A 15,145-nucleotide genomic window follows, 5' to 3' on the forward strand; every position below is an offset into this window, starting at 1 on the left:
GGGCCGGCATTCCGGGCGTTTGCCAAAAGTGACCCGCTGTAAGAGCGGAACCATAAGCCGCCGTTACCTAAATAACGGATATGTACACAACATACCTAACCTAAAACCTCACAACCCTAACGCAACCCACTGAATCCAAACCATAAAAAAACGGCGCTCACGGGGCGCCGTTTTTCACATCCGCAGCGAACACCCTTTAGTAGTAGGCGTTTTCTTTCTGCGTATGGTCAGTCACATCCCGCACACCCTTGAGCTCCGGAACCCGCTCAAGCAGCGTACGCTCAATACCCTCACGCAAGGTCACGTCCGCCTGGCCACAGCCCTGGCAACCGCCACCAAACTTCAACACAGCAATACCATCATCCACCACATCAATCAGACTCACCTGACCACCGTGGCTGGCCAGCCCGGGATTGATCTCGGTCTGCAGGTAATAGTTGATGCGCTCGTTAATCGGGCTATCCGCATTAACATTCGGCACCTTGGCGTTCGGCGCCTTGATGGTCAGTTGGCCACCCATACGATCAGTGGCGTAATCAACCACCGCATCGTCAAGGAACGCTTCACTGAACGCATCGATATACGCCGTGAAGCTTTTCAGCCCCAACGCCGTATCTTCAGGTTTTTCTTCTCCCGGCTTGCAGTAGGCAATGCACGTCTCAGCGTACTGGGTGCCGGGCTGGGTGATAAAGACGCGGATGCCAATGCCCGGGGTGTTCTGCTTCGACAGCAGATCAGCCAGGTAATCGTGGGCGGCGTCGGTAATGGTTATGGCGGTCATGGAAACTCCTCGCAGGCTTGCCGGCAGTTTACGCCAAATTATTACCGAGGTACAAAGTCCTAGTATTTTTGTCGGGAAAGAACCAACCGTTCGTCGCCATCGAACCAGCCTTTGAGCCGACGATAACTGCCCTTTTCCAGCCAGTGGTAGCTGGCCAGCGACCCAAGGGCGATCAGCACCACGCACACGCCGAGCATCACGTAGGCGTTAACCCCATAACGCTGGGCGACAAAACCACCCGCCGACAGCACCAGCACGTGCATCAGATAGACCGAGTAGGAACAATCCCCCATCACCTTGAGCAGCCGGCTGCGCTCGAAATAGCGCTCCATCGAGATACAGGCCACCACCAGCACCGCACTCGGCAAGCCCCAGGTCAGGGCTCGCGGCGATGCCGGCCAGTGATAGATCGCCAACAATGCCCCCGCAATCCCCAGCAATGGAAGCCACAGCCCGGGGCGAATCCAGCCCTTGCGGTAGAGCATGCCGATGCCAATCCCGAGCAAGAACTCGTACACGATGTCCGAACGATAGAAGTCGCTGATCCAGCCAAACGACGTCCACGCCTGGCACACCGCAAACAACAACGCGCCCACCACCAGCACCCGCCACTGCCGGCGAAACAGCAACGCCCACGCAAACAGCACGTAGAAAAGCATCTCGTAGTTCAGGGTCCAGCCGACGTTCAAGGTCGGGTACACCCCATAACCACCGGGATTTTCCGAAGGTATGAACAGCAAGGACATCAACACATGGGCCGCATCGACGCTCTGGTCCGGCAACACCGGCCGCGCAAACACCACCAGCAGCGCCATCAACAGCGTGTAGAACCAGTAGGCCGGGACGATTCGCAGCAGGCGATACAGCAGGAATCGCCAGGGCGGCAGCTGTTTGTTCTCGGTGGAGAGGAAGATCACCAGGCCGCTGATCACAAAAAACACATCCACGCCCGCCGCACCTTTGTCGACAAACAGGTGGCCCAGCGCCGAATCGGCCTTAAAGCCAAAGAAAATCTGCATGAAGTGATGACCCACCACGGTCCAGGCCGCCAGGGCGCGCAGTGCCTGTACTGAAATCAACATCGTCGACCCACTCTCCCAACCCTCGACACCGGTTATTCAGGTGCCTATGGCTTGGGACAGCCGTCGACGGTCAAAGGTCGATCAAAGATTCTCGTAGCGGTTCATGTCCAGCACGCCCTCTTCCACCGGCGTGGTTTCGCGGATGTACTGCGACAGGTCGTGGAAGTACTGCCAGAACTGCGGGTGACTGCGGCGGATGCCCCAGCGGTCGACAATCTTCTCGAAGCGATTGGCGTCCTTGGCATTCTCCATGGCCGCGACAAACTCCGGCACTTGCTGCGCCGGAATGTTGAACATGAAGTTCGGGTAGCTGCTCAGCACGCCGGGATAGATGGTCACGGTGTCCAGGCCCGGCTGATAGCGATAAGCCTCACCGAGCATAAAGGCCACGTTGCTGTGGGCGCGGTTGCGCAACAGGCTGTACATCTCACGTTTGCCGCTGCGGGTTTCGATGCGCAGCATGGTCGCTTCCGGCAACAGGTCGATCACCTTGAGCCCCGCCGCCGGGCGGTTGGTCAGGCGGCTCAGGGCCTGTTCGGCGTCCTGCAACGCAGGGTCAATGCCCGGACGCGAGCAATAGGCGCTGACGCAACGGTTGATCGGGTCCGGGCTGGCGTTCAGGTCGCCGTAGCGGGCCAGCAACTGGTTGGCGAAGTCGCGCTTGGGGTCCTTTTCATCGAGCTTGAGGCCCGTGGGCTTGTCATCGTCGATGGCTTCATAGTCCAGCCACAGCTTGACCTTGCCGCTGTTCTGGTACCAATCGTCAAGGAAGTCATCCCGCGAGTCCGCCGGCATCAGGCGCAGGAAGTTCTGCTCGGCACCGTTGCGGATCAGGTCGAAATACAGGCGCGTCTGGGCCTGATGGGAAACGTTGCCGAACACATCGAAATTCACCGCCAACTGGTAGTAGGTGCGCTCCAGCAGCGGATAGTCGAACAGCCACAGGGTTTGCGGCACTTCACCAATCAAGCCCTTGGTCACCGAGGCGCTGTCGAAGTGACGGAAGATGCTCAACAAGGCGTTGTCGTTGCCCGCCCACAGGCTCGACCAGCTCGGCGGCGGCAGGTCGGCATAACTGTCCCGGCGCAACGCCTCGTACTCGTTGCGCTTGTCGCGGTATTTGAGCCAGAGGCTGAGCACGCTGCCCACATCGTCAATCTGCCCCGGCATCGCCAGCAACGGCGTGGCCTGGCCGCGGTAGCGGGCATCGGTGATATACAGGTCGTGGTCGGGGTCCTGGAACAGGGTCCAGAAGTTGTCGCGGATCACGTCTGTCGCGATCTGGCCCCGGCATACCGGCCCGCGAATAAAGGTGCGCACGAAGTATTCGGCGTTATCCAGCATGAACTGGTAGCGCGCCTTGGCCGGAATCGCCTCGAAGGTCTCGAACGGGTTTGCGCGCCGGCCCGGCCCGTAGCCCGGCAAGGCTTGCACCTGCCAGTCATCGGTATAGAACAGCGACTTGATCCGGGCCATCTTCTCGGCGCTGAACGGATAGGTGATGTGAGTCTTGTGCACGATCACCCCCTGCACCGGCCACAGGCGGTAGTACACCTGGGTGCCCGGGTCGTCGTTGGGGCGGCGGGTGTTGATCAGGTCGATCGGCTGCCCGCTCGGGGTGCGCGAGCGTACCCACTGGAAGAAATGCCCCGGTTCGCCGCCTTCAAAGTAGATGTGAGCAAGGAACAGGTGCTCGAACAACCAGCGCGCCACCAGGCTTTCCCGGGCCCCGGGCTGGTTGAACAGGTTTTCCCATTGCTGCACTTGCAAGGCTTCCTTGGCACTCGGGGCCAGGCCTTGTTCGTCGATCGGTGCGCCGGAGGCCAGCCAGCGTTGCAGGGTCTGGTACTGCTGGTCGGTCAGGCCGGTGACGGCCAGGGGCATGCCTTCCTTCGGGTGGTTACCTGCGTAGGCGTTGAACTCCCCCGGCATCGGGCAGGTGTTTTCGCGGCTCAGGCCCAGCACGATGTCGTCGGGCAGCTTGGCGTTGGGCGCAAGCGGCGCGTTATGCCCCAGCTCCAGCATGCGCGCCATCAGTGCGGCCTGGCTGCCCTGGGCGTCGAGTACCGAGTAGAAATCCTTTTGCTGCCAGGCGGCTTTGCCGAAGGCGTCATAGAACAAACGGGTGGGCTGGCTGGCCTGGCTGCGCTCGCCGTCGTACACCGGCACCTTGGTCGCGCCACGTGCGGCGCCTTCGGCACTGCCCAGGTTGAGCTGGCAGGCCGAGTCGTAGCAGGCGTGGCAGGCCACGCATTTCTCGGTGAAGATCGGCTGGATGTCACGGGTATAAGAGATCGCCGGGGCGGGACCTTCTGCCTGTGCGGTAAGGGCGAACAGCGCAAACGCGGCGCTGACGATGAGGCGAAGTGACATGTTTCCGGTCCCGATTCAATGCGTGCAGTGAAAAACCCGTCGATTCTACCGATGTAACGCCCCCGCCAACATGAGCGATATTCATGCAAACCCAGCACATGCTCTAAAAGCGCACAGGTTTGTTATGATCTTCGCCCTCCGTAATACCTGACCAGAGTAGTCCCATGCCCGATCGTAGCGCTCGTCTGCAAGCCCTCCACCAAGCCCTCAAGGAACGCATCCTGATCCTCGACGGCGGCATGGGCACGATGATCCAGAGCTATAAACTGGAAGAGCAGGACTACCGTGGCAAACGCTTCGCCGACTGGCCGAGCGACGTCAAGGGCAATAACGACCTGCTGGTGATCACCCGTCCGGACGTGATCGGCGGCATCGAAAAAGCCTACCTGGATGCCGGCGCCGACATCCTGGAAACCAACACCTTCAACGCCACGCGCATTTCCATGGCCGACTACGGCATGGAAGACCTCGCCTACGAACTAAACGTAGAAGGCGCGCGCCTGGCGCGCAAGATCGCCGACGCCAAGACCCTGGAAAACCCGGCCAAGCCGCGCTTCGTCGCCGGGGTGCTCGGTCCGACCAGCCGTACCTGCTCGCTGTCGCCCGACGTAAACAACCCCGGCTACCGCAACGTGACCTTCGATGAGCTGGTGGAAAACTACACCGAAGCCACCAAAGGCCTGATCGAAGGCGGCGCCGACCTGATCCTGATCGAAACCATTTTCGACACCCTCAACGCCAAGGCCGCGATCTTCGCCGTACAGGGCGTGTTCGAAGAATTGAACGTCGAACTGCCGATCATGATCTCCGGCACCATCACCGACGCCTCCGGCCGCACCCTGTCGGGCCAGACCACCGAAGCCTTCTGGAACTCGGTCAGCCACGCCAAGCCGCTGTCTGTGGGCCTGAACTGCGCACTGGGGGCGAGCGAGCTGCGTCCGTACCTGGAAGAGCTGTCGAACAAGGCCAACACCCACGTTTCCGCCCACCCGAACGCCGGCCTGCCCAACGAATTCGGCGAGTACGATGAACTGCCGTCGGAAACCGCCAAGGTCATCGAAGAATTCGCCCAGAGCGGCTTCCTGAACATCGTCGGTGGTTGCTGCGGTACCACCCCGGGCCATATTGAAGCCATCGCCAAGGCCGTGGCCGGTTACGCACCGCGCCCGATCCCGGACATTCCGAAAGCCTGCCGCCTGTCGGGCCTGGAACCGTTCACCATCGATCGCAGCTCGCTGTTCGTCAACGTCGGCGAGCGCACCAATATCACCGGTTCCGCCCGCTTCGCCCGCCTGATCCGTGAAGACAACTACACCGAGGCCCTGGAAGTCGCCCTGCAGCAGGTGGAAGCCGGCGCCCAGGTGATCGACATCAACATGGACGAAGGCATGCTGGATTCGAAGAAGGCCATGGTGACCTTCCTCAACCTGATTGCCGGCGAGCCGGACATCTCCCGCGTACCGATCATGATCGACTCCTCCAAGTGGGAAGTGATCGAGGCCGGCCTGAAGTGCATCCAGGGTAAGGGCATCGTCAACTCCATCAGCATGAAGGAAGGCGTGGAGCAGTTCATTCACCACGCCAAGCTGTGCAAGCGCTACGGCGCGGCGGTGGTGGTGATGGCGTTCGACGAAGCCGGCCAGGCCGACACCGAAGCGCGCAAGAAAGAAATCTGCAAACGCTCCTACGACATCCTGGTGAATGAAGTCGGCTTCCCGCCGGAAGACATTATCTTCGACCCGAACATCTTCGCGGTCGCCACCGGTATCGAGGAACACAACAACTACGCCGTCGATTTCATCAACGCCTGTGCCTACATCCGCGACGAGCTGCCGTATGCGCTGACCTCGGGCGGCGTGTCCAACGTGTCGTTCTCGTTCCGCGGCAACAACCCGGTGCGCGAGGCGATTCACTCGGTGTTCCTGCTGTATGCGATCCGCAACGGCCTGACGATGGGTATCGTCAACGCCGGCCAGCTGGAGATCTACGACCAGATCCCGGCCGAGCTGCGTGACGCGGTGGAAGACGTGGTGCTCAACCGCACCCCGGAAGGCACCGACGCCCTCCTCGCCATTGCCGACAAGTACAAGGGCGACGGCAGCGTCAAGGAAGCCGAGACCGAGGAATGGCGTGGCTGGGAAGTCAACAAGCGCCTGGAACACGCGCTGGTCAAGGGCATCACCACCCACATCGTCGAAGACACCGAGGAATCCCGGCAGTCGTTCGCGCGCCCGATCGAAGTGATCGAAGGCCCGCTGATGTCCGGCATGAACATCGTCGGCGACCTGTTCGGCGCCGGCAAAATGTTCCTGCCCCAGGTGGTGAAATCCGCCCGGGTGATGAAGCAGGCCGTGGCCCACTTGATCCCGTTCATCGAGCTGGAAAAAGGCGACAAGCCGGAAGCCAAGGGCAAGATCCTGATGGCCACGGTGAAGGGCGACGTGCACGACATCGGCAAGAACATTGTCGGCGTGGTGCTGGGTTGCAACGGCTATGACATCGTCGACCTGGGCGTGATGGTCCCGGCCGAGAAAATCCTGCAGGTGGCCAAGGAACAGAAGTGCGACATCATCGGCCTGTCCGGGCTGATCACTCCGTCCCTGGACGAGATGGTGCACGTCGCCCGCGAGATGCAGCGCCAGGATTTCCACCTGCCGCTGATGATCGGTGGCGCCACCACTTCCAAGGCCCACACGGCCGTGAAGATCGAGCCCAAATACAGCAACGACGCGGTGATCTACGTCACCGACGCCTCCCGCGCCGTGGGCGTGGCGACGCAGTTGCTGTCCAAGGAATTGAAGCCGGCATTCGTCGAGAAAACCCGCCTGGAATACATCGACGTGCGCGAGCGCACCTCCAACCGCAGCGCGCGCACCGAGCGCCTGAGCTACCCGGCCGCCATCGCCAAGAAGCCGCAGTTCGACTGGAGCAGCTACACGCCGGTCAAGCCGACGTTTACCGGCGCCAAGGTGCTGGACAATATCGACCTCAACGTCCTGGCCGAGTACATCGACTGGACACCGTTCTTCATCTCCTGGGACCTGGCCGGCAAGTTCCCGCGCATCCTCACCGATGAAGTGGTGGGTGAAGCGGCGACGGCGCTGTACGCCGACGCACAGGAAATGCTCAAGAAGCTGATCGACGAAAAACTCATCAGCGCCCGCGCGGTGTTCGGTTTCTGGCCGACCAACCAGGTGCAGGACGATGACCTGGAAGTCTACGGCGATGACGGCCAGCCGATTGCCAGGCTGCACCATTTGCGCCAGCAGATCATCAAGACCGACGGCAAGCCGAACTTCTCCCTGGCCGACTTCGTCGCACCCAAGGACAGCGGCGTAACCGACTACATCGGTGGCTTCATCACCACCGCTGGCATCGGCGCTGAAGAAGTGGCGAAGGCCTACCAGGACGCCGGCGACGACTACAACTCGATCATGGTCAAGGCCCTGGCCGACCGCCTGGCCGAAGCCTGCGCCGAGTGGCTGCACCAGCAGGTGCGTAAAGAGCACTGGGGCTACGCCAAGGACGAAGTGCTGGATAACGAAGCGCTGATCAAGGAGCAGTACAGCGGTATCCGCCCTGCCCCGGGTTACCCGGCGTGCCCGGACCACACCGAGAAGGCCCAGTTGTTCCAACTGCTGGACCCTGAAGCCCAGGAGATGCACGCCGGCCGCAGCGGCGTGTTCCTGACCGAGCACTACGCGATGTTCCCGGCAGCAGCCGTCAGCGGCTGGTACTTCGCTCACCCGCAAGCGCAGTACTTTGCGGTGGGCAAGATCGACAAGGACCAGGTCGCCAGCTACACCGCCCGCAAGGAGCAGGACCTGAGCGTGACCGAACGCTGGCTGGCGCCGAACCTGGGTTACGACAACTGATATGCGGCAGGCCCGCTTTCGGGCCTGCCGCGGTGCGTCTTATAGCCCCAACGTCGCTCTCTCCTGTACGGACAGGCGAATCAGCAGGGCCTGGCGTTGCTCAGTCCTTTGCTTGGCCAATACCACGGCTTGCGCCTCGTACTGCGCACCAAACGCCGGATAGCGATCCTCCAGGGCTTCAGCCTCGCGGGCCTGGGTCTGGGCCAGCGTCGTAAAGTCGGCGGTGTATTGCTTCTGCACGTAGTCGACCCAGTACTGGCGCGTGACCAGATCGGCCGTGAACGCCTCGGTCGCCTCCCGGCCGATGATGCTGGCGTAGGCCTGGTCGATATCGGCCTGTTTCACTTGGGAAAGGTTGCGGTACAGCATGCCGGACGGCTGGCGCGGCAACTCCAGGCGTTGGGCCAGGCCGATGCGGTAGGCCAGGCGAATTTCCGCCGGGTCAACACTGGGCTTTAGGCTGACCACGCGGCTGGCGGTGGCTTCAGTCTGTTCCAGGCGGATCATGCTTCTGGCCAGCTTGAACAGCGCCGCGCCTTCTTTTCCGGGTTCCACGGTTTCCAGGGCCTTGAACTCATAGACACTGACTTCAAGGTCGCTGAACAGCAGGATCCAACCGTCACCGCAGGTCGCGTTGATCCGCATGCCGCGAGCCTTGCCGAACAGTTGCTCGCGCAACGCCGGACGTTGCTCGGTGGCCTCCAGCACCTCCCATACCCGGCGCGTCAACTCAGGGCGGTCGGTGATGAAGTCCTGGGCGTTTTTCAGCTGGGAAATGATGTAGAAGAAATCCTCACTGTCGTCAGCGCTCTTGAGCGACTCCCAGACTGCGTGTTTGCTGGAGTCGGCCGCCACGCCAGCAAACCACTGGGCCTTCTGTGCTGCGGGCGTCAGCAGCTCCGGATGCAGCTCACCGCTCAGATCCGCTTCCTCGTGACTGGTACTGAGGAGGAAGCCATCGAGCTCGCGATCAATTTGCTCCCGGGTATAGCCCAGGCCGAACCCCGTTTCCTCGAGGAAGTCGCTCAGGCGCTCGAACACGCGTTCTTCCAGCCCGTTGTCCGTCAGGTTGGTGTTGCTCATCAGGAGGTTGTGGCGAGGTAACAGGGCATCGTCCGGGATGGTCTCGATCTGGTTATTGCTGAGGTCGAGGGTGCGCAGTCGCGGCAGTTCCAATGCCCCGGCCGGCCATTCCTCCAGGACGTTGTTGTGCAGGTCCAGGTTTGTCAGCCCGCGCAGGCCGCTGACATCCAGGCTGGCCAGGGTGTTTTCGCCAAGATCGAGCCATTCCAGCGCACTTAATGGGCCGAGCAGTGCCTGTAGCTCCACAGCGTCGCGCAAATCATTGTAGGTGGCTTCGAGATGAGTCAGCGCCGTGTATTGGTTGATCACCTCGGGCAGGTGCGCCAGGCCATTCTTGTTGAGCACAAGCCGGCGCAGGTGGGGGAAACTGCCCAGGAACCCATTGGACCCCTGCTCCGTCAGCTTCACCTCGGTGAGGTCGAGCACGCTGACGTGGCTCATTGAAGCCGGCAACGTCGGCAGGTCGCCCAGATACAACCCGGACAGGTCCAGTACCTCGCGCCCGTCCACCGGCGGCACCTCGGGCCGGGCACGCAGGTTGTGGCGCCAGCTTTCAAGGAGCCGGCCGGCGGCACGACGACGGTCGAGGGCACTGACCCAGCCGCCCCCCTCGCGATAACCCTCGGTGTCGATCCAACTGTTCAACACCCGGCTCAAGCGTTGATGCTCGGCGTGCAACTGCACCAGGCGTGTGTCGACGCCGGTGGCGCCCAGGCCGGCGGCCAGCCATTCATCAATGCGCGCCACCGCCTGGGCACTGCTCAAGGCAGGATCCAGTTGTTGCAGGCGCGCCGCCGGAGTGAGGCGTGCTTGCGCGTCGACGTTCTCGACGTGCAGGGGCAACAGCAACTGGCCGGGGTCGTCGGTGACCCTGACCGGGAAATACTCCGGATCGCCGCCGGTCCGGCCGATGCGCAGCTGTTCCTGGGGAATGCCCAGCGGCTTGTGCAGGTAGATTTCCGGCCCCACCAACGGCAGTAATTCCACATCAAGGCCCAATGGATTTTCCCGCAGGGTGCGTTGCGCAAAGGCCAGGATGTCGGCGCAGGCCCGGGCAGTCAGTCGGCAACCCCGCAGGTTGCTCTTGAGCATCAGCGTGTCGTGGCCGGTGAGCGCCTGGGCGGGCACCCGGGTGATAGCGCTGTGGCTCAGGTCCAGGCTCTCCAGGACTGGCAAGTCCAGGACACCCTCGGGCCATTCGGTGATTCCAGTGCGGCTGAGGTTCAAGTGGCGCAAGGCGTTGAGGCCACGCAGATCCAGGCTCGCGACACGGTTGTATTGCAAGTCCAGGGTTTCAAGAGCCGTCAGGCGGCTCAAGCGTTGCTGGATGGACGGGATGATGCTCAGTTGGTTGTGGGAAAGATCCAACTGGCGCAGGGCGGTGAAGTTGTCCAGGGCCGACGGCAGCTGTGCCAGGTTGCTGGCACTGAGGTTCAAGTCTTCAATGGCGTTGAATGCGCCGAGAAAGTCATTCAGCGCCTCAATCGAAACCCGGGTGCCGCTCAGGTTGACCTGTTTGACATGGGCGAACGCGGCCGCCGGCAACCCGGGCAAGTCGCCCAGCACGCCCCCCGACAGGTTCAGTGTGGCGGTCGGCAGGTTGGAGCGCGCCGACATGCCCGACGGCGCAAGCCGCGGCCCCAGGCCTTCACGCCAACTGTCCAGGAGCCGCTCGGCGGCGCGCTGGCGGTAAAAGACATCCACCTGCCGGCGGTCAACCCGCAACTCCCTGGCCGCCCACTCCTGCAGGTCCCGGCTCAGGGCGAGCTGTTCGTCGAGTACCTGGTGAGTGCGAGCCAGTATCTGTTCAGTGGTCAGACCCTGCTGCCGGAACTGAGAGACAACGTCTATGCCAAACCCCCAGTGCACATTTTTCAAGCGGTCCATCACGCCTTCACAGTAACCCTGCACCAGGGCTTGCTCATTGAGCAGGTGAGCCGGATTGCCCCGCACATGTTCATACACCGCCATGAATTCCCGGCGGTCAAACGCGGCCCACCGCAGGTTCAGGCCGCGCCACAATCGTTCATGCCCGATGAGCATCGACGGGGGTACCGAACGGATGTTTGTTCGCCACAGGTCGAGCCTCTCAAGGTGCTCAAGTGACGTCACCCCCTGTGGCCACTCCTGCACCGAGCCCTCCATGCGCAACGAGCGCAGGTGCGTGAGGGGGCTGACGTCCAGGTTTTGCGAAAGCCCCGCGACGGACAGGTTACGCAAGCGCTCCATTGCCCCCAGGCGTTGAATGAAGGGGACCGAATAGGCCACGTCCCGACCATTCAACGTCAGTTGGTTGAGATCGACGAAGCGGTTCAGCCCGTCGACCAGTCCGGTGCCCGGCGTTGCGTCAAGAAGCACCTCAAGGTGTCGCACCCGGGAAAACTGATCGGCCAGGCGCACGCCCTGATCACCCAACAAAAGCTCGGCATGTGCGCTCAGCGCCTGCACATGGGAAAAGTCTGCACTCAGGCGCGGAAGGTCCGTCACGCTGCCCAACGACAGAATGCTCTGGGGCGGCCGCTCGCGGTAAATGCCCTGGCGCCAGCAACCGATGATGTCAGCCGCTACCCGTTGTTGCTGGCTGGCCCCGCCCGCCTGCCCGGCTGCAGCGGCGGTCCACTGATCAAGCTCTGCCTGCAACAGGTCGAACTCACGCTGGCGGTTTCCCAGCAGGGTGAAAATCTGTTGGGCGCTTTCACCGGCCTGCAATCGGCTCAGGACAAAATCGCTGGCCTGCCCGGCGTTGAGGTTCGGATAGAGCGCCTGCACCCTCGCCGTCAGCGATGCATCCACGTCAAAGCCTTTGCCCCGACCGCTCAACGGGTAACCCAGGACGCCCCCCGCCCCCGTCAACACGGGTCGCGAACGCGGTGCGCGCAGGCCGAGCACATTGGACATTTGGCTACGGCGGCGGGTGGCATAACTGGCCACCGCCTGTTGCAGTTCCCGGTCCAGGGTCGCCACGGGCATGTCCAGGCCAGGTCGGGCCGCAGCGGGGATCGCATGCACGACGGACTGGAAGAAATTACGCCGCCCGGTGGTCCGGCTGTTCAGCGCGACACCGCGCTCGTCGTAGGCCTGGAAGGCTTCGCCCTGCTTGACCAGGTATCTGCGCAGCGGCGCATCTTGCGGGCCAATGCTGTTCAGTAACGGTCCTTCGACAGCCTGAAAGCGCACTTCCAGGCGCAGATTGGTGGGCCAGCCCGGCAAGTGTTGCAGGCAATGCAGGGCCAGGCGGTCAGTGTCGGCACCGGCGTCGGCCTGACGATGCAGCCCCGCCAGGGCACGGCTCAGGCGGCCTTGTTGGACTGCGCGGCGAGCGGCATTGTCCAGGCGCGCCGAGGCTCCACGCTGACTGCGCAGTTGCAAGCGCTCCTGTTCGCTGGCGGTATCAAGAATTTCCTGGATGGCTCGCCTCGACAATCCAGGGAAGCGCCGTTGCAGCACCGCCTCTTCGCCAGCCAGCGGCGCCGTATCCGCCACTGGCTGGCTGCGGAACTGCTCCAGGGTATCGGCCAGCACGGCGGGCAGCGGCCTGCCTTCGATATACGCCTTGCGCAACACGTCATCCTGGACCCCACTGATATCCCCAATAATGCCCAGTGTCGTATCAGAGAATTCTTCAGTGGCGGGCCCCAGTCGTCGCAACAGGGTCAGGCGGTCCCATTTGAAGGGCTGCTCATGCACATGCCGCCAGGCACCGGCGTTGTTGTGTTCAAGGATCGGTTGGTAAGCCTCGGGATTTTCCGGGTGTTTGATCCGCCACTTGCGGATTCGGCTGTCGAAGACCTTTTCATGCAGGTTTTCGCCGATACGCACATAAATCTTGCCGCCTGTCTCGTACTGGCCCCGGGCATTGGGCTTGACAGCCGGGGCCAGCACCACCTCGCTGCGGTACGGCGCCAGGTCCGGTTTCCACAGCCGAGCCTCACCACTGGGCAGTTTGACCGGTACCAGGCCATCCACCCAGCGGGACACCTGGATTTTCGGCGCGCGACCGGCCAGGGCCGTCGAACCGCCGAGGGCGGCCATGAAGGCCACGTTCAGCGCCACCGACTCCAGATGTCCCCAGGCGGCATCCATGTCGCCTTCCTTCCACGCCTCGATGCCATGGTAGACCTCCAGGCCCAGTTGCACAGCCGTGACCGCCAGCATCACCTCCCCCAGGCCGGGCACGACAAAGGCCGCCACGTTCAGCACATTCAAGCCAATACTCAGCCAATGTTCGTGGCGTTCCTGGGCAGCCTTGCGATCCGCCTCGGCGGTGGGTACGGCGAGCGTTCTGGCGTTATCTTTCAGGCGTTGCAGGTGGTTGTCATAGAGCGCTCCGAACAGCTCGCCGCTGATCAGGCTTTCGCGGCGCGCCAGGTTGACGTTCGGGTCGTAGACCTGCTCCATGTAGCCTCTGGAGTTCCACTCGAAGGTAAAGAGCTTGGTCTTCAGTCGTTGCAGGAAAGCCGGGGCTTCGTCTTGCGGCACCAGGCTGGCAAACAGCCGCTGATACTCCGGGGAGCGCAGGTTGATCGCCAGTTCCGCCTCGAACGCCTTTATCGACGGGTATTCCTTGAGCGGGTACAACGGCGCACCGGGGATCCACGCCACCAGCCGCTGGTCGGCCGCGGCCGGCACCAGCAATTCCCCGAGCGAGGCGCCGGGCACCAGCACAGTGCCCCAGCCCAACGGCTGCCGGGCATCTGCCATCGCGCCGACGCCCGGCCCGATCAGTACGACTTCACCCACCTTGCAGCCGAGAATCGCCAATTGGCTGCAGGCGACGGGCTTGCCATCCAACTGCGGCCGTTCGGTACCGGCCAGTAAGGCGTTGAGCATGGCATAGGCACTGTCGCTGACTTCGTTCTTCATCCGCGCCGTGTGCAGCCTGACGGCCAGCAGTTTCTTGTGCGCGTCGATCATCTGCTCGCGCACCACAGCCTTGGTGCCCGCGTCCTCGAACACCTGCTGCAAATGCGCCTGGTATTGCCGGCCCAGGTCCAGCGTGCGGCAGAGCGCGGCAAACTGGTCCGGGGTGACGGCGAGCTTTTCGCGGTAGCGATAGCGGGCCCGGCGTGAATGGTCGTTCAGAATTTCGCCGTAGTACTCGGTGAACAACGCCCCTTCGGGGGCCAGCGCGCTGGTTTGCTCAAGGGCGATATCGGCAAAGTCTTCATTGCCTTCAAAGTTGAGCAATGCTGCCTGCAACAGCGAATGCTGTTGCGGCACCTGACGGTAACGCAGGTAATGCAACTGGTGCTTGTGGACGTCCGGTACCTCACCGAACCGTTTGCGCCAGGCGTCTTCCAGCAGCGGCTGGGCGAACTCGGTGATGCCCTTGAGGCCGTCGAGAGTCTTGGCCAGCCGCTCGTGGGCGCGGCGACTGGCCAACTGGCTGTCGGCGAATGCCTGGCGCAACCCCTGGGGCGCGTTACTGAGCCAGGCAGGTGGTGCATCCTCGGGGACGCGCCCGGGCAGCAGGCCCGGCTTCAAGCGTCGGATGTCCGCAGCCGCGCTGCGGGCAATCCAGCCGGGCAAGCTGTTCTTGATCAATGCGGTGTGTAGCCCCTGCTCTGTCGGGGCGGGTAAGGTTGGCATGCGCTCGTTCCTGATGACTCTGTTAAGGAGTCCCAGTACAGCGAACGGGCCAACCGCCAGGGCGGTAGATAGCTACAGCCGGTGTTTTGCGGGAACTTGGCTATCCTCATCCATGGGTTTGATCCCTACCGCGAGGCCTTTATGGACGATTCCAACAACAAGCCACCGACTTTCTGGCAGATGCTTCACAGCGTGATGGCAGCCGCCTTCGGGGTGCAGAGCGGGAAGAATCGCGCCCGCGACTTTACCCATGGCAAGCCCAGCCACTTTGTCATCCTGGGTATTGTGTTTACCGCCGTGTTTGCCTTGACCCTGTTTGGCATCGTCAAGCTGGTGCTGCACCTGGCCGGTGTTTGAAGCCG

Annotated in this window: 6 protein-coding genes; 2 read left to right on the plus strand and 4 right to left on the minus strand. The window is 62.4% G+C overall.

The window, feature by feature from the left end; all coding sequences use genetic code 11:
• Nucleotides 1-196: 196 nt before the first annotated feature.
• The 3 genes from nfuA to HX786_RS29105 all read right to left on the minus strand — a co-directional run bounded on the left by nfuA (nucleotide 197) and on the right by HX786_RS29105 (nucleotide 4,236).
• On the minus strand, nucleotides 197-781 hold the full coding sequence (gene nfuA / locus HX786_RS29095) for a Fe-S biogenesis protein NfuA (RefSeq protein WP_003210817.1): 585 nt from the start codon (nucleotides 779-781) through the stop codon (nucleotides 197-199).
• Nucleotides 782-840: 59 nt separating this feature from the next.
• The gene (locus HX786_RS29100) at nucleotides 841-1,863 is read right to left on the minus strand and encodes an acyltransferase (RefSeq protein WP_177029366.1); all 1,023 of its coding nucleotides are present in this window, start codon (nucleotides 1,861-1,863) and stop codon (nucleotides 841-843) included.
• Between the two features lie 81 nt (nucleotides 1,864-1,944).
• Entirely contained in the window at nucleotides 1,945-4,236 is a 2,292-nt protein-coding gene (locus HX786_RS29105; RefSeq protein WP_003210812.1) for a fatty acid cis/trans isomerase, read from the minus strand.
• A 164-nt stretch (nucleotides 4,237-4,400) separates the two neighbouring features.
• Here HX786_RS29105 and metH point away from each other — a divergent pair, with 164 nt between their 5' ends.
• Entirely contained in the window at nucleotides 4,401-8,111 is a 3,711-nt protein-coding gene (gene metH, locus HX786_RS29110; protein ID WP_178912951.1) for a methionine synthase, read from the plus strand.
• A gap of 39 nt (nucleotides 8,112-8,150) precedes the next feature.
• Here the strand turns inward: metH and HX786_RS29115 are convergent, their stop codons facing one another.
• Entirely contained in the window at nucleotides 8,151-14,783 is a 6,633-nt protein-coding gene (locus HX786_RS29115; RefSeq protein ID WP_256735334.1) for an NEL-type E3 ubiquitin ligase domain-containing protein, read from the minus strand.
• Nucleotides 14,784-14,924: 141 nt separating this feature from the next.
• On the opposite strand from HX786_RS29115, the gene HX786_RS29120 reads away from it, so the two are divergent.
• Complete coding sequence (locus tag HX786_RS29120) at nucleotides 14,925-15,140, plus strand: DUF2970 domain-containing protein (RefSeq protein ID WP_008432997.1); 216 nt, start codon at nucleotides 14,925-14,927, stop codon at nucleotides 15,138-15,140.
• The last annotated feature ends 5 nt before the right edge of the window (nucleotides 15,141-15,145 follow it).

Source organism: Pseudomonas sp. 21615526, from assembly GCF_013386245.1.
GTDB lineage: Bacteria > Pseudomonadota > Gammaproteobacteria > Pseudomonadales > Pseudomonadaceae > Aquipseudomonas.